Origin of the sequence: Pseudarthrobacter sp. NPDC058196, assembly GCF_042882685.1 — a bacterium.
Lineage (GTDB): Bacteria > Actinomycetota > Actinomycetes > Actinomycetales > Micrococcaceae > Arthrobacter.
In genome coordinates this window covers 385,223-407,108 of sequence record NZ_JBHVVN010000001.1, presented here as the reverse complement: position 1 = coordinate 407,108, position 21,886 = coordinate 385,223, and the positions used below count along the sequence as shown (strand labels likewise).

The window sequence follows — 21,886 nt, the reverse complement described above, 5'->3', positions numbered from 1 at the left end:
TTCGAGGATGTCACCATCAATAAGGTCATGGACATCGACAGGCGTCGCATGATCAAGGTAGCCGTGCACCGCGGTTTGCACGCCCCGTGCGTCACGGTACCTCACGAGTTCCCGACGGAGAATATGGTCTCCAGGTCCGACAAGGCCTTGGGCCTTGAGCCCATCCGTCAGATCCCGAACAGTGGACGCAGGTCCAAACTTAACTATGAAATCTGTATGTGCTGCCTCGGATCTGCCGGGGAACGAGACTCGCAGTTTGACCTCACGCTCACCCTGCAAATTACGTCCAGTCGCTAAGGGCAGCGAGCCTCAACGGAATTACCATCTGATCATCCGAAGTTAGTCTCGTCGACGATTCGAAAGTTCTCCGCGATGTTCTTGACTTCCCTGCCGAGTTCCTCGAGCGCCTGGTGCACGTTAAGCTGAGCTTGCTTCCATCGGTCAATAGCCGCTTGGTAACTCTGTGACGCATTACTTGTCCAAACTGCAGAGGGGTCGAAGCGGGCGGCCAGAGAATTTACTTCAGAGAATCCGTCTTTAGAGGCAGCCTCAATTGCTTGGCCAATAGCACGCACGGAATCAACGTCAATACGAATGGAGCCCACAATTTCTCCTAGCTGCTAAACACGCCAATCCGCGCGTTGTGCGCGTGATGATAAAGCTATCGGATCGCTCTGTCATGTCAAGAAGGTGGGTAATGTTACGGAGGGACCAGATGTGCTTATTCCTTTCAAGGAGTATGCAGAAGCCACCTCTTGATATAGCGTGCCGTCCACCTCTGATTCCTTGGGCAGAGAACCTTCGTTCGAACCGGACGCGCGCGTCATCCCCTTTCGTGAGTCCATCGCAATGCCTGGTCCGTCCGCAATTGCCGCTGTGATGAAGCGACTAAATGCGAGTCCCTACGCCGGGCGCGTTGCGTATTGCCGTCGTCGATCGGATGGTCCTGGCGGGCAGTGCACCTGCTCCTGCGTGAGGTCTTCTTCAGGCAGCAGCCCGGTGCGTGGCGAAGTGCCCGTGCACGGCCTCGCGGGCCGCTGGGTACTCCTCGTGGGGATCCGGGTACGCTGCATCGAACCGGGCAGCAGTGGTGACGCCCTGGAAGCGCAGCAGCTCCAGGAGATCCGGCAGGTCCTGCGCGCGGCCGGAAAACTCAGCAGTGTCCGCGGCGATGATCTTGGCGCGGGTCAGCGTGGGAATGCTCGCCAGCTGCAGCTCGATGCACTCGTACGCTGTGTCATCGGCGATCCAGCGTGCCTGGTACATCGAGGCGACCAGCTCCGGGTCCCCGCCGTCCATCACGTTGTCGTTGTTGATCCAGTCGCGCTCCAGGTTCAGCTCGTCGGCGACCTCGTGGATTGCCGCCATCACCTCGGGTGCGAAATCACGAGTGACAGAGTCGATGTCGACGGTGAACGCGCGGTCGGCAGCGCGGATGCCGTACTTCATGAGTGCGAAGCCGCCGATCGCACGGATCTGTACGGGGGCGTTCAGCTGCAGGCGCTTCAGCTTGGTATCGAGCACCTCGAGTGCCCGTTCCAGCTGGGCCAGGCTGCACTTGTGGTCGTCGTGGCTCATCGTGCTGCTCCTTCTGGTCGGGAAGGAGCGCGGACCGTCCTTCGAGGCCAGATCCGGATCGGCTGTGCCGATCAGCGAAGTACCGATGAGAAAGAGAGAAGGGCACGGCACCAGGGGCTCTCCCCCGGGCCGGGCCCTGTTCAGGCTCAGTGCATGCGTTCGATCCGCGTGGATCCGGATCCGTCCTGCAGGCCGGTGGCGCAGTCGTACCAGAAGCCGCTGGGCAGGCGGACCAGCGTGTGCGCCTCGCGCCCCGGCCAGTTGCCGGCGGCTGCGATCGCTGGCACCGCACGGCGGTCCACCACGCTGCTCACACCCAGCTCCTCCACGACCTGCGGGTCGCGGACGTACCTCGTGGTGGAGCCGTTACGGGGATCGCACGGGACCTGCTTCATCCAGGCGGGGTGGTCGAGGACTCTCTTGACGAGGACCTTGTCGCCGATCTGGAGCTCGCGCTCTTCAACAAGTGCTGTGGGGATGGCCATGTGATTCTCCTGGTTTGTAGTTTCTGGGGCCGCGAAAGGCAGCTCAGCTGCGGCCGATGGGCGCGCACTGGGAGTGCGCGCCGGCGTGCAGGGCCACGGCCCTGTCGGCTGCCGTGCGGTATTCGGGGATGCGCTGGGGCTCCGGCTCCCCCTTCGGGAACCAGGGCATGGCGTAGCCGTCAGTGACCTGCTGGCGTGCGGCGTCGTTGTGGGCCGGTGTGATGACGTAGGCCAGAGACCGGCCATAACGGTCGGTTCTGTCTGACCTGGGGTCGAACTCGATGGTCACCGGCATGGTCTGCGGCAGGATGCCGCCGAGGTGATCAGTGGCTGCCTTCGCGCCGCACTCGGGCCCGATGTCCTTTCGGTAGTTCATCTCCGGGGCGTCGATGCCCAGGAGCCTGACTGTGTGTTCTGGTACATCGCCGCGGGTGTCAGTCACGCTGAGCGCGCCGGCCACCGGCTGCACGGCGACGGTGTCGCCGTCGATGACGCGGATGACCTTGGTCTCCACGCTCGCCGGTGTGCCCGGGGACACCTGGGCCGGGTCCTGTGCTGACACAGTGGTGGTCGACGGCGTGCCCGGGAGGCCCGGGGCCATCGGATGGTCTTCGCAGCCGGTCAGCGTGAGGATGCAGAGCACGGAGGCGATGAGGCCGCCCAAAACAGAACGGGAGAGGGTGCGCTTCATGGTGTGGTTCCTTGCTGGAGTGAACGGTGGTTCGGTGGCTGACAGGGGTGTCATGACCTCATTGCTCACGGGGGCCGCGTGTCAGCTCCACAGCGAGCCTGCTCAGGGACTGGGCGTGACCGAGCGCGGTGCCGGCCCAGGCGCGCCGGCCCGCGTCGATATGCCCTGCGGCCTTCTGCGTTTCCCGTGCAGCACCGAGCGAGGCGATGTGGGCAAGCGTGCTGCGCACCTCGGGGCTGAGACTGCCAATGAGTGCGTTGCGCTGCTCCGGCGTCATGTTGAGCCGCATCCCGTTGCTGATGGGTCCTTTGTGCATGGTTGTTTCCTTGCTGGTCAGTGCTGCCGGGGATCGCGGGTGACGATCACCAGGCGCGAGCCGCGGACGAGGTGGGCCTCCCCGCCCGCGGTGAGGACGTGGACCGTGCTGCCCACCGAGGGCCTCACCTGCGCGACGACGGCTGTGCCTCCGTCCAGCTCAGGGTTCAGGTCACGCAGGGCGACCCGGTCGCCCTGGCGCAGCATGCGCGCGCTCTTGCCTCCGAGGATCCGGTGGCGCTCCGTGGAGCAGCAGAGTGTCTCAGCGACAGCCGCGCCGCCGTCTTTGACGATGTCGAGGAAGGCAGGCGTGATGGTGTCAGACATGGCAGTGCCCTCCTGGGCTGGTGGGTCAGGATGAATCAGGACAGGGTGGATCTGTGGCGCTCACGGGAATCGAACCCGTGACCTCCCGTGCGTCGCCAAAAGGCCTGTTGCCTGAATCTGCCCTCCCGGGGATGCCTGCGCGCGCCCCAAGAAAAGGGCGCAGGCACAGGCGCTGCGGAGTTGAACCGCGGGCAGTCAGAACGCCGGGTGCTCTGCCGCTGAGCTAGAGCGCCGAAGACGGCTTTCCCTGCCAGAACCGGATCGGCTGTGCCGATCGAAACGCAGCCCTCCACCCATGGGGAGGGTGCGTAAAGGACATCAAACCGGGTCCGGAACGAAAGTGACGGTGACAAACGGCGGCGCGGAAATCGAGTCGGCTCAGATGCAGCATCCCTTGCCCAGTCGGCGATCATTTAGGTATGAGAGATCCGCGCCACGATTTGGGCATTCCAGAGGACAGAGCGGCAATCTTCCATCACGCCGGGCTAATCCTTAGCCAAGCGAACTTGATCGACGCGCGACTCGTCCAGCTTGGATCATTGCTTTCTGATCCAAAGGACGCAAACGCCAATCGAGCCCGCTGGGCCAAGATGAATCGCGCGGTCGAAGAGCGCAAAGCGATTGCGAGAGAGCTGCCAGAGTCGTGGCAGCATGGCGCACCGCTCGTCGAAGGGGTGCGGCGCTGTTTCGACTACCGGAACGCCTTCGCGCACGCTTCTCTTGACTTCGAGCTGGGTGGGCCACCGGAATACCACGTGAAGTGGTCCTGTCACTCGGTAAGCAACTCAGGCGCAGTCAAGGTCACACCGATCGATCTCAGCGTCTTTCGTAAATGGGAATTACGTTTCGAAGCACTGAATCAGGCGCTCAAATACCTCTTGGGCCCGGGTCGATTTTTTGTCGAAACCCAAGATCTGACACTCGCTCCGATCGACCTTCGAGGGGCCCTCCTGCAGGGCGAACATGACGACTGGTCCCTCGTCCCTGACGATCAGGTGGACTTGTGGCAGGAGACCGTAGAGTGGCTTTTCCCGACAGCCGTCTATGCCGACGCGGAGTACAGGCGGCCTGGCAGTTCCTGATCGATCGGTCAAGGTTCGAACACCGGGCCGTCAGGTTATGTCCTTGATGACCCGGATGCCGCCCCAATCTTCGACGACCGGGTCGTCGGGTGGCTTGAGGACCCCAGCCGGAGTGCCCATGAAAAGAACAGCACCGTTACAGATGGAAACGCCACGACGCTGATGACCGCGCATAGCAGCTCGCTTTCGGACGGCCCCTCTATCGCCCGGCGGTAGGACGTTGCGTCCTTGAACTGTCAGGCATAGTCTCTGACCACTACGACGTCGAGGGGGCGGCTTGAGCTGGAGCGTATTTCAAAAAGCCTTCTCCTGCGCCGCTGCGGCACTGGTGGTGCTGTGCGGCTGCGAGTCACCTGCCGCCATGCTCACCGCTGTTACGAGCAGCCCAGCCATTTCGACCTCAGCAAGCATCCAGATCAACCTCTACACGCACTGCGGCATAAATGAGATGCGGATACAGGACACCTACTTCGTTGCGGACGAGCCACTTGACGATGGCCACGGTAATCCGCCCCCAGGCTGGGGAAACCCATACCAGGCGGGCTCCGTCACAGTAACAGGTTCCTCAGCCGTCTTCCGCGACGACAACGGACACACCGTGGCCTTCCACGCGCGCCCAGGCGCTGCAGGATTCCTCAAAACCTGCTCTTGAAACTTATGGTTGCCAACATTAAAAATCAGGGGCTGCGATGAAGGCGCAGGAACGTCAATCGAGGCGGATCCCTCGAATCAGGATCACAGTTCTCGAACTGTTTCTTCTGCTCACGGCAGTCGCTTTCGCTGCCATAAATCCCACGCCGGGCCAGCTCACGATCTCCGCAGTACAGCTCGCGGTGGTCGGAATCGCAATGACCGTGACCAACCTGAGGAAAGAACCGGCACCGCCCGAAGTTTTTCTTGAGGAGGAGCACTTCGACGGCGGCGGGACCATACCGGTGAAAAGCGGAGCCCTGTCCAAGATGTGGGGAAACCAACCGGTGGTCTTTTCGGTCTCTCCGCAGTTTCGGATGCTGGTGCTGAGCCCGACGCCGGAAGCTTTGGAATTCAGCCTGTCATATGGCCTGGGACGGCTCTTCGGACCCTGGATCCTTAAGCGGGAAGACGTAGTGGAAATCCAGCATGTACGGACATGGTTAGCTCCCTACCAAGGTGTCAGAGCCATTCCCGCGGTCGGTCGCCCATGGACATTCGTAACTCGCGAACCCGCCACCGTGCTCGCGTGCTTGGAGGAACTTGGCTACCCCAAGGCCACCGATGCATTCAGTCTGTTCTGAACCGTGAATAGAATCCTGATCTATGTATTCGCTGCCTTTGTTGGCCAGGCTGGGGCCTACTGGGGACGGTACAGGAATCCCGCTCTGAAGAGGGGGTCACGGATGGACAGAATCCTTGGCGTGATCAACGCCTTCTGCAACGCGGGCCTTTGTCTGCTGGCAATGATTCTTCCCCTGACTACCGATTTCGTCGGAATACCGGCGCTGGCCTTCATCGCGGCGGCGCTCCTTCTATCCTCGCTATTCCTATACCGTCTCAAGGTCATGGACCTGCGGACCAGACTCGCCAGCAATGACGGGCGCAGGGCCCTTCCAGCAGATGCTCAAGCTAAAACGAGGTGGCCCTACACGCTGGTCTACGTTCTCGGATACGCCTTCATGGCCGCCTACATCGCGACCATCAACGGGACCATCCCCCTCGAAATATCTCGTCGCTAGCGGCTTTGTCTATCTGCTGTTGGGCATGTGGTTCATTATTGGCTGGCTCCGCGGCAGACGGTCCGCTTCGGATCCATCCGCTGACCCATCGGCAGCGGGCCTACATAACTTGCCGGGTGAGCCGTCTACTTCTAGGCTGTGCCTCACGGCCAGCAGGACGGTCCCGAAAAGTGGGGTCGCGGAGCGGGCCCAGAAGGAACAACAGCATGGCTACAGGCACGGTCAAATGGTTCAACGCCGAAAAGGGATTCGGCTTCATCTCCCCCGATGACGGCAGCAAAGACGTCTTCGCGCACTACTCGGCCATCTCCGGCGGCGGATTCCGCAGCTTGGAAGAGAACCAGAAGGTCAGCTTCGACGTCGAGCAGGGGGCCAAGGGCCCGCAGGCGCAGAACATCCGCGCTGTCTAAGCTCTGAACCGGGAACGCCTTGGTGCCCATTAGCGGGGCCCCAGGGCGTTCTTCATTGCGGCGTAAGAGGGCTGCGGAGGCGTCGATCCCACAGTTGGTTTTTTGTGGAGTCGAACCAGATGAAGCCCTCGACGCTAGGGTCATCCGTCACACCAGTGGTTCAAGTAGTAGACGACGTCGCTGATCGAGGTCACCTTCGAGTTGGCACCCTCGGTCTCTGTGGAGGCCGTCCCGATGACCAGGATGTCGCAGAAACCATGCGATCCGATCATTCCTGATTGCTTGTGCAGCCCGATCGTTCGCAAGCCTATGCCGGAGCAGCACCGCACCGTTGCCGTCCCGCTGCATGCGTGGCGGGTTTTCGACACGACTCCCCTTGGCAGTGTTCCTGCTCCGTCGCTATCGTGAGCCATGGCCGGTTCCGATGCGTACAAAGACCTTTCCCCAAAGATGAAGCGCTTTGCTAAGGCCAACCTCTGGGCATTTACGGGGGCCATTGTTGCATCCGGGTTCATTCGACCCTGGTTGGGGTTCTGGCCGACAACAATCCTGGTGGCATTGGTCCTGCTCGCAGTAGTGGTGCCTTTCGGCCTTGCCGCCAGGCGGGAACGCGAGGAGTCGGAGGCGCAACGCCCTCCTGACAACTGAGGCGCGCCCCGAGGCCCATCAGCCTGAACCATGCTCTACCGGAAAACAACAAAGTCTTGCTCGTTGAGGGATCCTCCACCAGGCACGCCGCACCCCAGATTCCGGGTCTAGGATGCAGCTAGGCAGCATGAGGGGGTGTTGTCCCAGCTAGGGAGGAACGGCTTTCATGCGGGTGATCCGTAACGCGAAGCGAGTCTCTGTCCTGGGCGGTGGAGTTGTAGTAGTTGCCGCCGGCATTGGCCTGTGGCGGGCCGCAGTGCTCCTGAACGGAAATTCACACAGCCGGGCAGCCGGGCTGACTTTTGTGTTCGCTTCTGCGGCGTTCATCCAAGGCTGCGTCATCTTGTTGTGGGACCGCAGATCCACTCCCAGCGCGCTAATGCGGCCGCAGGCCGCGGATGCGCTCATGGCGATCTTTCCTCTGACGGTAGCTGGGGCCTTCTTCCTGCCATTGCCCGAAGTCCGGGACCCCGCAAGTCCCCCTTTTTGGCTGCTGCTCCTGGCTCTCTGTTCGATGACGCTTTCGGTGAAACCAGCAGACAGCGCTCCGCTCTCGGAGATTCCACCGCTCCACTCAATGAACTTTGTGGACTGGATACGAATCCAGAATTTCGGTGCCAGAACGCTTGTCATCACGATCTGGCTTACGGTCCTGTACCTGAGTTCTTCCCTACGGGTGGATACCTGGACACCCCTGGTGATCGCTGTCGCAATTGTCCACGCGGCAGTGAGCATCTGGCGTCTCGTGGAACAGCATCAAATGTCCAAAACAGGACTTCAACTCTCTGGCATGCAAATTATCTGGTTGCGGGCAGTCCACGTAAGCCAGGGACAGGCCGCAGCCATCAAGGAGTTCCGTGTCATGTATCCGAAGATCGGTATCACGCAGGCCGAGAGGGTCATCGAAAACCTCTACCGAACTCAGGAAGTTCACTAGTGCATCATGCGAACTCACACCAACACCCGTGGCAGCCTCGCTGGTGCCGCGTCTGGCTGCGTTAGGAATACCCAGGGGAAGAAGACGATGAGCGGGATCGACGACCTCATGGCAGCACGCAACGAGCGTTGGACAGAGGCCATGAGGCGAGCCAAGGGTATTCAGGACAACGGACTCGGTGACGCCATACGAACCTACTACACCCGCTATTTCCCGCCTATACTGGTCGTCTCCGTTGCTGTCGGCTCAGCCGTCGGAGCCTTGGCTTTTCCTGATATTGCCCATGACGGCCGGACCCTCGCGGGGTTTGGGATTGCCCTTGCGGCCCTCAGCGCCCTCATTGGCGGACTGATCTACAACGCGAAGAAAGTTGTACCTGCCGCCCAGTCGGGCAGGATCGACGTGCTGATCTCATTGGAGGACGACGAGCGAAAGCACGTACGCCGGCAGATCGCAGGAAAAGCACCCCTGGACACAGCCCACCTTCCACTCATTCGGGCCGCCGCCGTGCAACTCCGAAAAAACCTTGCCACGGCACTTCTCGTGCAACCGATGATGCCCCTTTTCTTTGTTCCCCAGGCCCTGAACTTCGCCGCGCATGGCGACAGCCTGTTCGGCTGGGCGATGACCGTCGGCGCGGCCGTTCTACTTACAGGGATTGGCTTTCTCATACGTGATTTTCGGCGTGCAGGGCGTTTCCTGATGAATACGCAGCAGCCAATCGGATCAGAGAGTTAGAACGGCTTCCCACTCTTATACGCGGTCGGCCAGATCTTGCGTCCGCAGGCGCTGCTCTTCCCACTGATCCGGTGTGAGGTCCGGAATGTTCGGCGCGGTTGGGCGTAAACCGATGAAACCGTCCAATTGCTCGCGGACGATGTCCAAGTGTCCGGCATGTCGGTGGGTCTCGGTGATCATATGCACCAGGAGGCGTTCCACCGTCGTGTGGCGGTGTTTTGTCCACCACGGCACCACCGCCGGTGAATCAAGCTCCAGTCCGTCCAGCACTGCGTCGGCTGCGGCTGTGGTCCCGCGGTACATCGTGACCACGTTCGCCAGCGTCATTGTCGGCGGCGGGAGGAAGTCGGCCTGGGCGTCCCCGGATGCGATGACGCTCTGGATGACGGGGTTCTCAATGTCCCGTCCAAGACATGAGATGAAGTATTGGGCTTCGGTGACGGCCAGGTGGAACAGCAGGCCCATGACATGGGTGCCCGTCGGTGCCAGAGGAGTACGAGCCTGGGCATCATTCAAGCCCCCGCACTTCCACAGGAGTGCTTCGCGGGCATCGTTGAGATATTCACGAAGCTGGGCCGCTCTGGCACTTGTATCTGCTGTCATGAACTGAGTCTAGGAGCGGGGCTCGATGGCCGGGCGGCAACCGGATGCTGAAACCTACCGGGCCGCTTGAACGAGAATGTGTTGTGATCTTCCGTCGTCAGCCGTTACTCCATGAATCTCAGCGAACCGGCCGACAGGCATGAAGCCCAGAGCCTGGTGCATTGTGATGGATGCTGCGTTGTTTTCATTGGCGAAGTAGTAAACGCTCGAAGACCGGGACCATACCCACTCCATCCGCGCCCGCGTGAGAGCTGCGCCAACTCCTAAACGTCGGTACGCCGGAGAAACGACAACACCCCCGAGGTAGTGCCCGGCGGGGGCCTTGCCAGCTGGTTCCTTATGGAAATGCGTTTTGCCGATTCCAACGGGCTGGTCTTGTACGGCAGCTACCAGCACGATCCGGTCATCAGCCTGCGAGATCATCTCCGGCGTCCACGTCGGACGGCCGCTGGTCTGACAAATTGCCGCCACACATGGCAGATCCCCCGGTATTGCCTCGCGTAAATGCACGCACACAGCCTATCGAGCCCAGGAAAACTTCACCCGGGCAATTTCGCTGACTTATCCGCTGCTTCCCGGGCTAAACGGATTGCTGCTCTCCAACCCCAAGCCTGGTGCCGGGTACCCACCGAGAAGTCCCGATAGTTCGATAAAAACCCTGCGGGAATTACGGGGCTGTTGGCCACTACTTCCAGGCCGGCTTCCGTGAAGAGTTCGATCCGCGTCATCCCCTGGGCTGTGACCTTCATGCCGTCGACGTCCCGCCCCGTGGGCCGATCCGCTCCAGTCCAGGGCAAGGTACCAACGATGAGAGTGCTCAAGGAGCCCACGCCGCTGCGCTTGAGCTCGGTGACCTGAAGGGCAGCCCACCGGCCTTCCCCGCATGGAACAGCTATGACATCCCCTGGGAGCAGGTCCCGGGTGGAACGTGGGCAAAATGGAAGTTGGCGCGTGCTCATGTCAGAAGTCTCGCAGAGGTTTCCTGCGTGCGGCGGCGGCCTCTGACGCGGTTGCAAGACAGCTACTCGGATGACTCGCGCGCGGCCAGGGAAGCCATGGCAGCGCTTGGTTCGACGTCGTAGCCCGTTGCCCTGGCACCGGACCAGTTGAGCCCGACGTTCAGCCCGTCCCGTTCAAGGCCAGGCAGCCATCTGGACCGCCACTCACTGAGAGGGATTTCGACTTTTTCGAAGCTGGAATAGGCCTTGACCGTCGAGATGATGCGCTCTGCACGGGAGGCCAGGGACCAGAAGGGCATGCTTCGAATTCCATCGCTTCCACGGGGAGCGGGTATGCCGCCGGCATCGCTGATCGTCCAGACTTGCTGTTCGCGAATGGCTTCGCTGAAGAATGCAGTTGCGTGTGCACCGCTGGTGGTCATACGGGCATGGTCTCAGACTGGCCCCAATTCATTCCAATTCCTATTCGATGCTCGAGTCATGGAGTTGATCGTGCCATGGATTAGGCACGGGGTTTGTACTTCCAACGAGGGGAGACGCGGCGTCCAGTGAAAGACCGGCTTATGGAGACAGGTGCACCAGCCGTCCGCGCCGCCGGCCAAACGCTCATCAATAACACGGCTGACGCAGGGCCGTCCTCGCCCTCAGCCCGATTGAGAGCTGCTGCTGACATCATTGGTCCATGGGATCCTTCACCATCGTCAGTCCTCCTTTGTCGATCGCCCGCGAGCTGTGGCGGCTGGGCGAGCCAGGTCTTGCCTCACGCGCTCTGAACCTGAGCGCCGGGCAGGCCCTGGACATCGGCACCAGGGCTGGGGACTTAAGTTCCTCCGGCAAAGCATCCACAGTCTGGCCAGATGGTCCTGCGGGAACTTCCTCCGCCATGATGCTGGCAGCCGTCGAGTATCTGGAAGGCTCCATGCGGCCCTGCACGCGACGACGCCGCCTTCCGGAAAAAAGTCTGCCGCCAGAGCTTCAGGCCAACGAAGCGGAACTGTTTGCGGCTATAACTCCGGTCACCCATGCGTTGGATCAGCGACGGATGTCCCAATCGGGAACCCAAGGACATGATGGCTGGCAACCCTGAGCACCAGGAATTGAGGTAGCAGTGGATCGCGCCGGCCGGTCGCCGCTTCACTATGCAGCACTCGCCAATGACGTGGATGAGGTAAGGCGGCTGGTAACCGACGTTGAGTTCGTCGATGCAGCGGACAACCAGGGATTCACCCCGCTGCATCTTGCCTCGCGGGAAGACGCTGTGGACGCGGCTGCCGCGCTGCTTGACCTGGGCGCGACGGTTGATCCCATCAACGCGTTCGGCAATACACCGCTGTTCGTTGCCGTGTTCAACTCGCGAGGTCGACCCGCGAGGTCGACCCGGGATGATCGATCTGCTGCGTTCACGCGGCGCAGATCCCCTGCATGCAAATCTGTCAGGGCAAACGCCTGCAGGGCTGGCCAGACTGATCGGCAACCATGACGTGGCCCAGTACTTCGAGGACGTCCCCTGACCCGGCGGTTCTGATCTAAAGTTGCCTCAACTGTCAATGAAACAACGATCAATTGGGGGAAACCGTGGAGATTTCAGACGAATGGCTGCTGCAACTTTGGAGCGGAACTGTAGGTGCAGCGCTTTCAGCCGTTTTGGCTGCCTTCGTCGCTGTCGGAGTTGTCTGGTGGACAAACAAAGTTCAGCGCAAAATTGCCTCAGACGTGAAAACCGCCACCGCAGAGCAGGTGAGGGAGCAGATGGCTCAGAATGAAAGGCACGCCGCGGAGCAGTTGTCCCTTGCACGGAAGCAGCTGGACGAGCAGCGAAAAGAAGCATCTAAAGCGCGCGAAGTTGCAGCCATCGCGGACCTCGTGAGCCTTACCGCCGTAGGCCGGGATATTCAGCGCGAGGAGGCTTTCTTCCTTCAATATGAGCAGGATGTCTTAGCCGCCGTTGCTCGTTGGCAGCTGGAACTGGACGAGACTTCCTCGATGCGTACCGAAATTCCGGAATGGACACCATTTCTGGTGAACTTAGCGCGGGCATCTCATCATGCCGGTCTCAGGGTGGACCCAGATTCTCTTGAAGTTGATTCAAACTCAGATCTGGCTCGTCGCCAGGACCTCGTCAAGAATTTCTCTGACTTGCTCATCCGTTGGCATCGCGCGACCACATTTGAAGAAAAGGAAAAAGTCGTCGGAATACTAAAACGCGTCAGAACTGCAGGTAGCGGTCCTCTCGACAACGATCCCATTTTTGCTGGTTGGCTCTAATCCGTGGACTCACATGACCCAGATCAAGCGTTCCGCCCCAAACCCCGAGTGGGTGCTGATGTACCGGCAGGGCATCCCTGCACCCAAGATCGCAGCTGGCGCAGGAGTTGCTGAGTCAGTTGTGCGCTACCACCTGGCGATCGCGGCCAAGCAGGATCCGAACCTGCGGGATGCCCATAAATCAGCGCTGCCTGCTCCTGCCCCAAGAGAAACAGATGCAGGCCAGCAAAACGCCCAAGACATTGTCGCCTTCTATGAGCGTAAGGGCCGGCTGCCCGTCGTTGGGCGCTCTAAACAGGAATCAGCACTTGCAGGGTGGCTGGCGCGACAACGCCAGCGTGCAGCTGCCGGCACCCTCACCCCCGTCTACGCTCCTGTCCTTGATCAGGTCCCCGGCTGGCGGGGCTATCCGACAAAACGGGATGTGGACGCCGCCCGGTGGAAGCAGCGCCTGGCCGAGGTCGCTGCCTACCTCGCCGCCGGCAACGAGTGGCCCCGCCACAACAAGACCCAGGACCAGCAGGAACGGACTTTGGGCGTATGGCTGCACACCCAGCGCATCGATTACCGGGCCGGGAAACTCACTGCTGCAAAAGAGAAGCAGCTGAACCAAGTGATCCCCGGCTGGCGTCAAGGCAGGCCGCGGCGCGGTGCGAACAGCGAGCGGTGGAATAGATGAAGCATCCTGCGATCTCTACACTTTTCTGCTCAGCACAGAACCGCACACGTCAGGGCTATTCGGAAACGGCCGCAGTCAGGTCGACAACACGAGTTGTTGTAGCAGTCCTCTGAGCGCGCTCAAGCCCCTGCTCCGCTGAGGCCTTGGTCTTATAGCTCTCGGAGGTCATCACGATGTCGCCGTTGGAGGCCTTCAACCGGAACCTGAACCCGCTCGACTGGTCTGAATAAAGCTCGTACTTACCCGACATATTGCCCCCTGACCTTGATGGACCCACCAGGTGGTTGGCTGGTGATGCATCAGACTACAGCCTGTCGTCGTTCGACTTAAGGACTGTTTGACATGGTGCGCCCGGCCACCGATAGTATGACGGAGCCGCCAGCCGTGTCCGCAGTGTTGCTACGCCAGCGAAGGTCAGAGGGCCAACCCCCTACTGGCGGCTGCCAATTTCCTGATGCCAGTACCTGGCGTCCTGGCTTCCGACGCGGAGTAAGGCATCCGGCTCCCAGTCTGCGGGCCACAGTTGTAGAAGATAGTCATCGACGGTGCCTTCAGCGAACTCCCCAGCCTGCCCTTCGTCCCGGCCCTTGGCACTTACACGCAGCCGGTAGGAACCAGACGGAACGCCTAACGACCCGGTGCTCTCGCCCGCCCAACTACTCCATACCATCTCACGCCCTTCCGGAAGCGTGATGGATACCTCGACGACGTCCTCCCACTCTCCGTCAAGGATTCCCGGTGCTACGTCCAGCAGGATCACGCGAACAGATGAGCCGCCCGATCGCCTGGCGATGTTGACGTGCACCCCGTTTGGAAAGGCAGCGCCCACCAAACCGTTGACCTGCCCCTGGTACATGCGGTCGAAGTCGCCGTCAAAGAACCCGTCCTCATCCCAGGCCAGGTCTAATTGCCCGTAGTCGGTCTGGATTACTTGGTCCAGCAGCACGCGTTCCACGGCCTCAGCGTAGCTCAGCAGCCACTACGGTTTGCAACCGCTAGGCTGGCGGAACACGACGGGATTGGGGGATCCAGTGAAGCACAATCTCCGTTGGTTTTTCGCCGTAATCCTGGTGCTGGGAGTCGCGGCGTTCTTTGTTGTCCGCACAGCCGAGGACAGGGTAACGGCCGACATGCTCTCGGCTACCGGAAACACGTGGAACTCGACATTGATATTCAACTCTGAATCGAGTTGATCCCGCAGACGTGAAACGTCTTGAGAGAGCTGCCTAAGTGCCTCACGCCAGATCCTGCTCTGGCCAGTAACCCGCCGACAATGACACCCACGGAGGGAGGTCTGGGCGGGCTGGGAGTGGATTCAGTCACGCCTCCTGGGCCTCACCGACAGCGTCTGCGTCCGCATCCTCAAGCTCGCCGGCGGCGATCCGCTGGGCAGTACGGCGGTAGGCCTCGGCGATGAAGTCCTCGACGTCCTGGCGGCCGATGCGCCACATGCCGCGGCCACCAACTTGAAAAGCCCGCAGATCCCCAGCCTTGATCAGGGCATGAACTTGGTTCGGCTTGACGTTCAGCTCTTCGGCCACCTGGGTGGGGGTCAGGAATCGGGGCTGGTTCAGTTCATCAGTCACCGGGCCATCCTATGTGCGCGCTGATCCCGGGAGTCGTTACGTGCATGAACCCAGTTGGTTTCGGACTAGGAACTTCTTTCCGCGATCTCAGGCAGGTCCTTGCCTTTGATCACTTCAATCACATCGCCTTCGGAGACCTTTTTGCAGGTAGCACTCGACATCCGGAAATTGTCCAGGAAGACACCATCTTCGGTCCGAAGATCCAACAAGCACCTCTTGCCGCCGTTGACATGCTCGACAGTAGCGATACCAGTGAAGTCATCTTTCGCCCCGGCATTGGCAATCGCGGTAACCAGCAGCACACCCAGCAACAGAAAAGACGGGACCAGGAAAAAGGCAGGATGCGCCAGGAAGTTACGCTTGGACTCCCCGGCCTCGAGCACACTTTCGTTCTGACTCATTCGGGTGCCCTTCTGACGATGGAGGCGAAGCCACCGCGGCCAATCCGGAAGTCCTGAATCTGCAAATCTGGCAGGTGTGCCACCGCGTCCCCCAACGTCATGGTGCCAGTTTATCCGCGGCGATTGCGCCTGAAAATGGATACGGTGCGGCTGCGCCGGCAATCAGCTCGGATTCACCAGTCCCGGCTCAATGTTGGGGCTCTTTCAAAGCGCTGCACTTCGTGAGTAACTGGGCATTCTTGAGTGTCCTGCATAAGGCGTCACTTGTTCGGTTCCCTGATAATATTTATTCATGGCCCAGAAAACAGTAATCATTCTTTCCGATGACCTTGACGGCTCGGAAGCCAACGAAACCATCACGTTCGGCCTCGACGGGTCGGAATACGAAATTGACCTGAATGAGGCTCATGCCGGCGAGCTGCGTTCAGCCCTGGAACGCTTTGCCAATGCCGGCCGGAAGGTATCCGGCGGCCGCGGTCGACCGGCCGGCCGTAAAGCCGGCGGCTCCGGGGTGGATACCAAAGCAGTTCGTTTGTGGGCTCTGGATAACGGGTTCAAGGTGAACACCCGTGGTCGTATCCAGCAGGACATTCTCGAGAAGTACCAGGCAGCACACTAATTGGCAGGTCAATACCAGCCGAATATGGGGGGCCATCGGCTGGTACTGACTTTTCCCACCGTAAACAGCCCGGCCGGAGCAGGCCAAACAGGAAGCTAGGGCAGGAATTGCGTTGCACTCCTGTTGCCTGATTCATTCGCGCTGGTGGAATTTCAATGTTATTTCCGTAAGCCGGTCAGCGGCCCTTTTCCATCGGACGGTACTGGTCGGCGAAGCCAGTCAGGGTGTTTTTGGAGCAAGGGCATGTTGTCGAGTATGTCCACAGGCCGGCTGCTGGGCGGAGGTAATACCAGGCTGACCATCCAGGCCGCGAACACATTGTGCGGGATCTTTAGCTCAAGGACCTGCTCAAACAAACGCAGCACGGGCTCGTTGAACAGTCCGTCCTTGAGCTGGAAGCCCAGACAGAAGGTGCCCTCGCCAATAAAGACCCGCACTGCCGCTGCATCGCCCCGGGCTGGTTGAGGTCCTGGAAATGAGCCTCCAGGTCTGCTGCCGTGGGCCGTGTGAATTCCTCAAGCTGGCCAAAACCTCTCAGCCCTCGCAGTCGACGCAGTAGGCATGGCCGTCCTTCTCGCTCGCCTTCTGCGAACGGTGCCGGACCAGGAAGCAGGAGTAGCAAGTGAACTCGTCGTCCGCCTGGGGAATCACCTGGACCACGAGCTCTTCGGCGATGAACTCACCGCCGGGGGTCAGGCCGTCAAAGGCATCTGCCTCGTCCAGCTCCTGCACCACAGACTTGGCGTCAGGGGCTTTGGCCGTCTTGAGGGCCTCCAGGGAGTTCTCCTGGGATTCCTTGACGTCGGTGCGCAGTTCATCGTAATCGGTTGCCACGAAAGTGCATCTCTTTTCTGTTGCGGATTGTCGGCGACTGAAACGTACCCGAGAACATCGAAATTCCCAAAAGTCTCCAGGCCTTCAGTGATGCGCCGCGGCCCAAGGCTTCCGCGTGCAGGTACTGCAGGGCGTTGACGCGTTGTTCATCAGATATCCCCCTTAGTCGAAAGTCTGAATAGATAATTTTGTAGACACGGGCTGAGGGTCCTGACGCGTCGATACTGCTGCTCACTGGGCAGGTCAGGTGCGCTGCAGGCGCAAAGCAGCAGTCGCAATCCGCTCCGCTCAGGGGCTGGGTCGGGGCTGCTGATGCGAGCGATTCCGATTACGCGCTGAGCTTCACAGTTCGTCGTCTCCGTTCCTAACGAGGTCCGTTTCGGAATCGCAACCGTAGTATTCTTTTTTCCATGCAGCAATTGCCTGATCGAGTTTGCCGACGAACTCAACAAACGTCGACCTGTTGTATAGGCCCATAGCTGAATAGAAGTTTTCACGCGGCACTATAAAGGTTTCAGTGCATTGATCTCCCTGATCATAGTATTCGACGGAAAGTACCGTATCCCTTGACGCAAGGGATATTTCTGTTTCAATCAGCTCGCCAAGCTTTAGGGATCGGTCGGCGCTGGCGTTCCTGGGCATAATTGGCGCTTGAAATTTTCACCGCCTCGGCGAACCCGACGATTCCGGTGAGGTTTTGAGTGCCGGGGCGGCGGCCACTCTCCTGGCCGCCGCCGAACAGCAAGTTCGAAAAGCCCCCATGCCTGCCCTGGGTGTCTTTGTCGATGTAGAGCGCGCCGATGCCCTTGGGTCCGTAGATCTTGTGCCCGGAGAAGCTGATGAGGTTCGCACCCAGCGCGCTGAAGTCGGGCGCGAGATACCCGATTCCCTGGGTGGCGTCGCAGTGGAACAGGACCCCGGTCTGGCGGGTGACAGCGGCAATGTCCTGTACCGGCTGGACTGATCCGATCTCATTGTTGGCCAGCATGATGGACACAAGGGTGGTGTTGGGCCTGATGGCAGCAACGACGTCGTCAGGTGAGACGAACCCCTGGGCGTCCACGGGCAGGACGGTGACCTCGCCGCCCCGCGCCTGGAAAGCCGTGCAGGCGTCCAGGACGGACTTGTGCTCGATGGCCGAGGTGATGATGTGGTTGCCGGCCGGACCGGCCGCAGTGGAAATAGCCCAGTTGTTGGACTCCGTCGCCCCGGAGGTGAAGAACAGTTCACCCGGGCGGCAGTTCAGTGCCTTTGCGATGCTGTGGCGCGCCTTCTCGATCGCCTGCTGGCTTTTCAGCCCCAGCATGTGCGGGCTCGACGGGTTTCCCCAGAGTTCCCTGGAGGCGTGGTCCACCGCGTCGGCCACGCGGTCATCGACGGGGGTGGTGGCCTGGTAGTCGAGGTAAATCATCCGATCTCCCGCTGGTAGTCGTCGGAGTTGAACACGACAGGGACGAAGTCCTGCGTGTCGGCGTCAAGAAAGATCAGGACCATTGCTTCCCTGGCCCGCGCACGCCTCTTCATGTACATCTCGGTGCCCTTGATGACCTTGTCCCGGTCGGCAATCCGGATGAAGTCGAACATGATGCGTGAGGTGGCACTTCCCTGCCGCCCCAGGCCGCGGAAGGAGACTTCTTCAAACTCGCTGACGATCAGCGGGCAGCGGGGAATGCAGGTCCCGGAAGCGTTGAGAGCGCCGGCAAGGACCCGGGGGTAGGAGTCGGAATCGAAGAGGATGTCGTTTCCGTCCAGGCGAAGGGTCGGGTCGGACTCCGGGTCTTTGAGCCAGTTCTTGATCTTGCGTCCGGCGCGGTTGCGCAGCGTCTTCTCACGGACGACACCGGCGGCACCGCCATACGACGCAGCCATCTCCTGAAGCGGCGAGATGTCGATGTCCTCGGCCCGGACCTTCGTCAGGGTGCAGGCATCAGCGGAGCAGTCCATACCGAGGTCGTTGACCAGGACTGTGTACTGTGCTGCTGTGCCTGGCCCATAGGTACTGTCCAGCGTCCTGCCGAGGTCGAGGCCGGCTCGCATGGAGCTGGTAGAAAAGTAGTCGATTCCGGTCGGCGCATCGAAGTATCCACAGGAGATCAGGGCCTGCGTATCCGCAGTGATCTCAAAGGAAAGGTCCAGGTCGTCCAGAAGTGCTTGAATATCCATGGCGGGAGCTGTCTTCATGACACGGTGACTTTCTCTGGTGAGGTTGATGATTCGGCGTAGACGGCGACGCCGGCGCAGACGGTGAGGAGCACGATGCCGCCCACCTGCCGAAGATCCAGGCCTTGGTGCAGGGCCAGCGCGCCCATCGTGGATGCGAGTGCAGGATCCAGTGCCGCGATCAGCGCGAACACAAAGCCCCGGAGCCGCTTCATGGCAAAGAGCTCCAGCCCGAACGGGGCCAGGAGCGTCAATACGGAGACAATGAGCGCGTGCAGCCACAGCTCGCCGGTCAGCGGAAGCGCATGCTGCGGAGCCACGGCGAAGGCGGCGACCGAGATGGGAAGGGCAACCCATAGTCCCTTGCAGAGCGTGAGCGCGGGGTGGTTGTCAGCCGGCATTGAAGTGCCGACACGGATGTAGGCAGCCAGGAGAAGGCCGGTGGCAGCCGCAAAGAGCATGCCTTCGATGGCGGTTGTCGAGTTGTAGGCCGGAATCATGAACAGACCGGCCACTGCCAGTACCGCCGCCAGCCGCGCTGTCGTGTTGCGGGACCGCAGGCAGCCCAGGACCAGAGGCACTGTGAACTCGATGGACACCGCCAGCGACAGGTCGATGGTGGAAATCGCCTGGTAGAAGGTGACCTGCATCAGTCCGAGCACCAGGCCGTACTTCAGGATCAACCGGGCAGGCACCCGGGCCGATGACTTCATCAGGAAGATCAGGGGAAGGGTCAGGAGTGCGGCAATGCCGATCCGAAGCACAGTGGCACCTGCAGGGCCGACGGAGCCGATCAGCCCCACTGCGACAGCGTTGCCGATCTGCAGCAGTGTCAGACTCGCAACGGAGGCCAGCAGGCCTGCCTTCTGCCGGGAGAATCCCGTGACTTCCCCTTGCGCCATCATTTGCCGTCCCGGTCAAAAACCGGGACTGGATGCGCGGAGACTGTAGAAGCCCAGCCTGCGCCGGGCGTGAAAATGTATGTCACAAGAGGATCCCCAATTATCCGTAAATGTGAGTATGGTGCACCGATGCGCACCGCATAAAAACCCTTACACATGGTCATGACAACTCCAAAATAGTCTGTGACAAAAGCATGAAACATGACTGTCCGGCGCACACGGCGGACCGGGTTTGCGGGGAACAGAAGAACGATCGGACTACCGGTGAAGGAAAAGAAGATCCCCGTCCCGGGCAGCGCATGGCTCCTCGGAACGGGGATCGGTGATGGCAGGACCATCCGTATTCAATTGTCTAGTCGGTTATGGACCGTGGGCCGTTCAGGCTGCGGGCTGGCTCAGGAGAAGGGCAGTTCCTCGCTGTGGACGGCGCTGGCGACGGCCGGCTGCGGTGCGGCAGCGGCTGCCACGGGAGCCGCTGCCGGACCCGGCTGGGTCTGCAGGGCCTGGTTCTGCGCCTCGGCGGCAGCCACGCGTTCGTTCACGCGGGCCTGAGTCACCGAGCGCGGCTCGAGGAACGTGATGTCCTCGACGACTGCCTTGAGCTCGAAGACCTCGACGCCGTTCTTGGTGTAGCGGTCCTGGCGCAGCTTGAGGTTCACGGCCACGAGGTCGCCCTTGTGGATGCTTGCGAACGGACCGATGCCGTTGGTGGTCGCGCGCACGAAAGCCTCGACCGGTACAGCGTCAGCGCCGCGGTTGCCCTGGCTGTCGGTGTAGTTGTGGTCGGCCATCAGGGTGAACGCGACCTTCCTGGAGCCGTCCTGATTGTTGAAGACGGCCGGGTCCTTGGTCAGGCGGCCGATGACGGTGGCGGAGTTGCGGGGGTTCGACATGTGTTTCTCCTCGTTGTGCACGAAGCGCGCGGGCAGTGTCCCTGGTCCGCGCGCGATGGTGAGTTGAAGTGTTCGGTTGTCTCTCAGACCCCCATCCGGATCAGCTGTGCTGATCAGACGATGATCTTTCGAATGAAGACTCGGATCAGCTGTGCTGATCGGGCGCTTCTCAGTGCTCCTTCCGGATCAACTGCGTTGATCCCAGATGCCCTTGCAGCACGGGTCACGCATCAGCCGCGCTGATCGAGCCCGGTACTCCCCGTCCCCGGCCAGCCAGGTGCTGCCCGCAGATCCCAGAGTTCAGCCTCGATCTGGTCGACCGCGGCGATATCGCCGCTCTCGCAGGCCCGTCGGTAGTCCTCCTGCAGGTACGCGACCCGCCCCTCACGGTTCGGGAACCGTCGCCGGAGCAGCGACCAGCCCAGGCACGCTAAGCAGATCAGGAAGGCGAGGGTGCTCAGGAGGATTCCGGTGCTCTCGATGACGTTGTGCATGGTGTTTCTCCTGCCTGTTTCAGATCCGCAGCCGCCGGCGGACCTGGTCCATGAGCACCTGGTCACATGCGTGTCCCTGGGCCTGCTGCAACTGCAGCCAGGCCAGGACGTTCTGCGTGTCCTGGGCCTCGAACTGGCGGCGCTCGACCTCCAGCCGCTCCTCGCTCAGGGCGAGGGTCCGCTGCTGGAGCCGTTCGATCCGCTTCAGGACGCTCAAGGCCTCGGTGTCCGCCACCATCAGAGCGTCACCTCCGCCTCGTGGGCGGTGGAGGCGAACGGCCCCACGGTCACGGAGCGCAGGATGTGCACGAGCCCGGCCTCCTGCAGGCGCTCGGCGAGGCCCGCGTGTTCCGACCAGTCTTTGATGAACACCCGTCCCGGCACTGCCACGAGGCCGTAGGCCTCGAGGTTCACCGAGATGCGCTCGGGGCCCTCGTCCGTCAGGAGCACGAGGGTGCGCTGGGCGTCGTCGTGGTGCACGGTGCCCGTGAGCTCGATGACACCGAAGTCGACGGCGACGTTCTGCTTGCTGACAGGCGGTTCGATGGTGTGGTGGTCCATGGTTCTT

36 protein-coding genes are annotated in these 21,886 nt (G+C 61.0%); 12 read left to right on the top strand and 24 right to left on the bottom strand.

What is annotated here, in order from left to right; translation table 11 throughout:
* Positions 1–329: 329 nt before the first annotated feature.
* From ACFVVC_RS01915 to ACFVVC_RS01890, 6 genes are all read right to left on the bottom strand, one after another.
* Positions 330–605, bottom strand: a complete 276-nt coding sequence (locus ACFVVC_RS01915; RefSeq protein ID WP_387448387.1) for a WXG100 family type VII secretion target — start codon at positions 603–605, stop codon at positions 330–332.
* A 379-nt stretch (positions 606–984) separates the two neighbouring features.
* Complete coding sequence (locus ACFVVC_RS01910; protein WP_387448384.1) at positions 985–1,578, bottom strand: hypothetical protein; 594 nt, start codon at positions 1,576–1,578, stop codon at positions 985–987.
* A gap of 146 nt (positions 1,579–1,724) precedes the next feature.
* Positions 1,725–2,063 (bottom strand): hypothetical protein, encoded by a 339-nt coding sequence (locus tag ACFVVC_RS01905; protein ID WP_387448381.1) that lies wholly within the window; start codon positions 2,061–2,063, stop codon positions 1,725–1,727.
* A 43-nt stretch (positions 2,064–2,106) separates the two neighbouring features.
* On the bottom strand, positions 2,107–2,754 hold the full coding sequence (locus ACFVVC_RS01900; RefSeq protein WP_387448378.1) for a thermonuclease family protein: 648 nt from the start codon (positions 2,752–2,754) through the stop codon (positions 2,107–2,109).
* Between the two features lie 58 nt (positions 2,755–2,812).
* Positions 2,813–3,070, bottom strand: coding sequence for a hypothetical protein (locus tag ACFVVC_RS01895; RefSeq protein WP_387448375.1), 258 nt, complete (start codon positions 3,068–3,070; stop codon positions 2,813–2,815).
* 17 nt (positions 3,071–3,087) lie between these two features.
* Entirely contained in the window at positions 3,088–3,396 is a 309-nt protein-coding gene (locus ACFVVC_RS01890) for a hypothetical protein (RefSeq protein WP_387448372.1), read from the bottom strand.
* Between the two features lie 419 nt (positions 3,397–3,815).
* Here ACFVVC_RS01890 and ACFVVC_RS01885 point away from each other — a divergent pair, with 419 nt between their 5' ends.
* The 5 genes from ACFVVC_RS01885 (at position 3,816) to ACFVVC_RS01865 (ending at position 6,600) form a co-directional block, all read left to right on the top strand.
* Complete coding sequence (locus ACFVVC_RS01885; protein ID WP_387448369.1) at positions 3,816–4,478, top strand: hypothetical protein; 663 nt, start codon at positions 3,816–3,818, stop codon at positions 4,476–4,478.
* A gap of 277 nt (positions 4,479–4,755) precedes the next feature.
* Complete coding sequence (locus ACFVVC_RS01880) at positions 4,756–5,130, top strand: hypothetical protein (protein WP_387448366.1); 375 nt, start codon at positions 4,756–4,758, stop codon at positions 5,128–5,130.
* A 37-nt stretch (positions 5,131–5,167) separates the two neighbouring features.
* Positions 5,168–5,752 (top strand): hypothetical protein, encoded by a 585-nt coding sequence (locus tag ACFVVC_RS01875; protein WP_387448363.1) that lies wholly within the window; start codon positions 5,168–5,170, stop codon positions 5,750–5,752.
* Positions 5,753–5,872: 120 nt separating this feature from the next.
* A complete protein-coding gene (locus ACFVVC_RS01870) occupies positions 5,873–6,190 on the top strand; it encodes a hypothetical protein (protein WP_387448360.1) in 318 nt (105 codons plus the stop codon).
* A 206-nt stretch (positions 6,191–6,396) separates the two neighbouring features.
* The gene (locus ACFVVC_RS01865) at positions 6,397–6,600 is read left to right on the top strand and encodes a cold-shock protein (RefSeq protein ID WP_387448357.1); all 204 of its coding nucleotides are present in this window, start codon (positions 6,397–6,399) and stop codon (positions 6,598–6,600) included.
* Between the two features lie 140 nt (positions 6,601–6,740).
* Here ACFVVC_RS01865 and ACFVVC_RS01860 read toward each other — a convergent pair whose 3' ends face one another.
* Entirely contained in the window at positions 6,741–6,872 is a 132-nt protein-coding gene (locus ACFVVC_RS01860; protein WP_387448354.1) for a hypothetical protein, read from the bottom strand.
* A 542-nt stretch (positions 6,873–7,414) separates the two neighbouring features.
* Between ACFVVC_RS01860 and ACFVVC_RS01855 the strand changes: the two genes are divergently transcribed.
* Positions 7,415–8,185 carry a hypothetical protein gene (locus ACFVVC_RS01855; RefSeq protein WP_387448351.1) on the top strand — a complete coding sequence of 257 codons (771 nt, stop codon included), beginning with the start codon at positions 7,415–7,417 and terminating at the stop codon, positions 8,183–8,185.
* Positions 8,186–8,272: 87 nt separating this feature from the next.
* The gene (locus tag ACFVVC_RS01850; protein WP_387448349.1) at positions 8,273–8,923 is read left to right on the top strand and encodes a hypothetical protein; all 651 of its coding nucleotides are present in this window, start codon (positions 8,273–8,275) and stop codon (positions 8,921–8,923) included.
* Between the two features lie 15 nt (positions 8,924–8,938).
* Here ACFVVC_RS01850 and ACFVVC_RS01845 read toward each other — a convergent pair whose 3' ends face one another.
* The 3 genes from ACFVVC_RS01845 to ACFVVC_RS01835 all read right to left on the bottom strand — a co-directional run bounded on the left by ACFVVC_RS01845 (position 8,939) and on the right by ACFVVC_RS01835 (position 10,907).
* The gene (locus tag ACFVVC_RS01845; protein WP_387448346.1) at positions 8,939–9,526 is read right to left on the bottom strand and encodes a DinB family protein; all 588 of its coding nucleotides are present in this window, start codon (positions 9,524–9,526) and stop codon (positions 8,939–8,941) included.
* Between the two features lie 54 nt (positions 9,527–9,580).
* A complete protein-coding gene (locus ACFVVC_RS01840) occupies positions 9,581–9,949 on the bottom strand; it encodes a GNAT family N-acetyltransferase (RefSeq protein ID WP_387448343.1) in 369 nt (122 codons plus the stop codon).
* Positions 9,950–10,547: 598 nt separating this feature from the next.
* Positions 10,548–10,907, bottom strand: a complete 360-nt coding sequence (locus ACFVVC_RS01835; RefSeq protein WP_387448340.1) for a DUF2750 domain-containing protein — start codon at positions 10,905–10,907, stop codon at positions 10,548–10,550.
* A gap of 260 nt (positions 10,908–11,167) precedes the next feature.
* Between ACFVVC_RS01835 and ACFVVC_RS01830 the strand changes: the two genes are divergently transcribed.
* From ACFVVC_RS01830 to ACFVVC_RS01815, 4 genes are all read left to right on the top strand, one after another.
* Positions 11,168–11,572 carry a hypothetical protein gene (locus ACFVVC_RS01830; RefSeq protein ID WP_387448338.1) on the top strand — a complete coding sequence of 135 codons (405 nt, stop codon included), beginning with the start codon at positions 11,168–11,170 and terminating at the stop codon, positions 11,570–11,572.
* 21 nt (positions 11,573–11,593) lie between these two features.
* Entirely contained in the window at positions 11,594–11,965 is a 372-nt protein-coding gene (locus tag ACFVVC_RS01825; protein ID WP_387448335.1) for an ankyrin repeat domain-containing protein, read from the top strand.
* A gap of 95 nt (positions 11,966–12,060) precedes the next feature.
* Positions 12,061–12,750 carry a hypothetical protein gene (locus tag ACFVVC_RS01820; RefSeq protein WP_387448332.1) on the top strand — a complete coding sequence of 230 codons (690 nt, stop codon included), beginning with the start codon at positions 12,061–12,063 and terminating at the stop codon, positions 12,748–12,750.
* A gap of 13 nt (positions 12,751–12,763) precedes the next feature.
* A complete protein-coding gene (locus ACFVVC_RS01815; protein WP_387448329.1) occupies positions 12,764–13,429 on the top strand; it encodes a helicase associated domain-containing protein in 666 nt (221 codons plus the stop codon).
* 55 nt (positions 13,430–13,484) lie between these two features.
* Here the strand turns inward: ACFVVC_RS01815 and ACFVVC_RS01810 are convergent, their stop codons facing one another.
* The 4 genes from ACFVVC_RS01810 to ACFVVC_RS01795 all read right to left on the bottom strand — a co-directional run bounded on the left by ACFVVC_RS01810 (position 13,485) and on the right by ACFVVC_RS01795 (position 15,416).
* A complete protein-coding gene (locus ACFVVC_RS01810; protein WP_387448326.1) occupies positions 13,485–13,679 on the bottom strand; it encodes a YegP family protein in 195 nt (64 codons plus the stop codon).
* A gap of 180 nt (positions 13,680–13,859) precedes the next feature.
* Complete coding sequence (locus ACFVVC_RS01805; RefSeq protein ID WP_387448323.1) at positions 13,860–14,384, bottom strand: hypothetical protein; 525 nt, start codon at positions 14,382–14,384, stop codon at positions 13,860–13,862.
* Positions 14,385–14,748: 364 nt separating this feature from the next.
* Complete coding sequence (locus ACFVVC_RS01800; RefSeq protein ID WP_387448320.1) at positions 14,749–15,015, bottom strand: helix-turn-helix domain-containing protein; 267 nt, start codon at positions 15,013–15,015, stop codon at positions 14,749–14,751.
* Between the two features lie 65 nt (positions 15,016–15,080).
* Positions 15,081–15,416, bottom strand: coding sequence for a hypothetical protein (locus tag ACFVVC_RS01795; protein WP_387448317.1), 336 nt, complete (start codon positions 15,414–15,416; stop codon positions 15,081–15,083).
* A gap of 292 nt (positions 15,417–15,708) precedes the next feature.
* Between ACFVVC_RS01795 and ACFVVC_RS01790 the strand changes: the two genes are divergently transcribed.
* Positions 15,709–16,035 carry an Lsr2 family protein gene (locus ACFVVC_RS01790; protein ID WP_387448314.1) on the top strand — a complete coding sequence of 109 codons (327 nt, stop codon included), beginning with the start codon at positions 15,709–15,711 and terminating at the stop codon, positions 16,033–16,035.
* Between the two features lie 158 nt (positions 16,036–16,193).
* Here ACFVVC_RS01790 and ACFVVC_RS01785 read toward each other — a convergent pair whose 3' ends face one another.
* The 10 genes from ACFVVC_RS01785 to ACFVVC_RS01740 all read right to left on the bottom strand — a co-directional run bounded on the left by ACFVVC_RS01785 (position 16,194) and on the right by ACFVVC_RS01740 (position 21,879).
* The gene (locus ACFVVC_RS01785; RefSeq protein ID WP_387448312.1) at positions 16,194–16,472 is read right to left on the bottom strand and encodes a hypothetical protein; all 279 of its coding nucleotides are present in this window, start codon (positions 16,470–16,472) and stop codon (positions 16,194–16,196) included.
* 97 nt (positions 16,473–16,569) lie between these two features.
* Positions 16,570–16,869 carry a DUF4193 domain-containing protein gene (locus ACFVVC_RS01780; RefSeq protein WP_387448309.1) on the bottom strand — a complete coding sequence of 100 codons (300 nt, stop codon included), beginning with the start codon at positions 16,867–16,869 and terminating at the stop codon, positions 16,570–16,572.
* A 342-nt stretch (positions 16,870–17,211) separates the two neighbouring features.
* Positions 17,212–17,511 (bottom strand): hypothetical protein, encoded by a 300-nt coding sequence (locus ACFVVC_RS01775; RefSeq protein ID WP_387448307.1) that lies wholly within the window; start codon positions 17,509–17,511, stop codon positions 17,212–17,214.
* Entirely contained in the window at positions 17,459–18,280 is an 822-nt protein-coding gene (locus ACFVVC_RS01770; RefSeq protein WP_387448304.1) for a cysteine desulfurase family protein, read from the bottom strand. The genes ACFVVC_RS01775 and ACFVVC_RS01770 overlap by 53 nt, the downstream gene beginning before the upstream one ends.
* Positions 18,277–19,050, bottom strand: a complete 774-nt coding sequence (locus tag ACFVVC_RS01765) for a hypothetical protein (protein ID WP_387448301.1) — start codon at positions 19,048–19,050, stop codon at positions 18,277–18,279. The genes ACFVVC_RS01770 and ACFVVC_RS01765 overlap by 4 nt, the downstream gene beginning before the upstream one ends.
* Positions 19,047–19,934, bottom strand: coding sequence for a DMT family transporter (locus tag ACFVVC_RS01760; RefSeq protein ID WP_387448298.1), 888 nt, complete (start codon positions 19,932–19,934; stop codon positions 19,047–19,049). The genes ACFVVC_RS01765 and ACFVVC_RS01760 overlap by 4 nt, the downstream gene beginning before the upstream one ends.
* 392 nt (positions 19,935–20,326) lie before the next feature.
* On the bottom strand, positions 20,327–20,824 hold the full coding sequence (locus ACFVVC_RS01755; RefSeq protein ID WP_387448295.1) for a single-stranded DNA-binding protein: 498 nt from the start codon (positions 20,822–20,824) through the stop codon (positions 20,327–20,329).
* A gap of 230 nt (positions 20,825–21,054) precedes the next feature.
* Complete coding sequence (locus tag ACFVVC_RS01750; RefSeq protein ID WP_387448292.1) at positions 21,055–21,318, bottom strand: hypothetical protein; 264 nt, start codon at positions 21,316–21,318, stop codon at positions 21,055–21,057.
* Between the two features lie 19 nt (positions 21,319–21,337).
* Complete coding sequence (locus ACFVVC_RS01745) at positions 21,338–21,556, bottom strand: hypothetical protein (protein WP_387448289.1); 219 nt, start codon at positions 21,554–21,556, stop codon at positions 21,338–21,340.
* Entirely contained in the window at positions 21,556–21,879 is a 324-nt protein-coding gene (locus ACFVVC_RS01740) for a hypothetical protein (RefSeq protein WP_387448285.1), read from the bottom strand. Before ACFVVC_RS01740 ends, ACFVVC_RS01745 begins: the two co-directional genes overlap by 1 nt.
* Positions 21,880–21,886: the final 7 nt, after the last annotated feature.